General features: G+C 64.3%; 2 protein-coding genes. Both read left to right on the forward strand.

Features of this window, described 5'->3' with window-relative positions; translation table 11 throughout:
* The coding region (locus EN884_RS37510) for a cell division protein FtsQ/DivIB (RefSeq protein WP_164895495.1) at positions 1-403 on the forward strand (403 nt) is incomplete at its 5' end.
* A partial coding sequence (locus EN884_RS37515) for a cell division protein FtsA (protein WP_281034875.1) occupies positions 400-806 on the forward strand: 407 nt, incomplete at its 3' end. The genes EN884_RS37510 and EN884_RS37515, both read left to right, overlap by 4 nt.

The raw sequence follows: 806 nt of genomic DNA on the forward strand, positions 1-806 counted from the left end.
CATGATCGCGCCGTTCTCGGGCGGCAAGCAGGTGCTTCTGCCTCTGCTGATCGGCACCGGCGCGCCGGCGAGCGCGCCCGATTTCCTGGCCAAGGTCGAAAAATATCCCGAGCTCGCGAACCGGATCAAAGGTTATATCCGTGTCGGCGAACGGCGCTGGGACCTGAAGCTGGACAATGGCATCACCATCAAGCTTCCCGAGGACGACGAGGATCAGGCGCTCGCCGAACTCGTGAAGATGGATCATGACAACGGTTTGCTGTCGCGCGACATCGCCGCCGTCGACATGCGCCTGACGGACCGGCTGGTCGTCCAGTTGACGGCGGAAGCGGCGACGCAGCGCGAAGCCGCCCTCAACGAGAAACCCAAGAGCCTGAAGCGCAAGCCGGAGACGAAGATATGAGCTGGCTTGGCAGTCCTGGCGATGCCGCGTCGCGCCGGTCTGGCACCCTGACGGTGCTGGATGTCGGTTCGAGCAAGGTCTGCTGCATGGTGGCCAAGCTCAAGCCGTGCGATGACGGCAAGCTGCTGCGCGGCCGTTCGCACCGGATCCAGGTGATCGGCATCGGCCATCAGAAGTCGCAAGGCGTGAAGTCGGGTGTCGTGGTCGATCTCGACAGGGCGGAGCATGCCATCCGCCTTTCCGTCGACGCAGCCGAGCGCATGGCCGGGCTGACGGTTGATTCGCTGATCGTCAACATGACGGCCGGCCGGCTGAAGAGCGAAGCCTTCTCCGCCACCATCAATCTTGGCGGCCACGAGGCCGACGAGGCCGACATCAAGCGCGTTCTCGGTGCAGGCGCCAA

The sequence above is a fragment of the Mesorhizobium sp. M7A.F.Ca.AU.001.01.1.1 genome (assembly GCF_004022735.1).
In the GTDB taxonomy this organism is placed as follows: Bacteria; Pseudomonadota; Alphaproteobacteria; order Rhizobiales; family Rhizobiaceae; genus Mesorhizobium; species Mesorhizobium ciceri.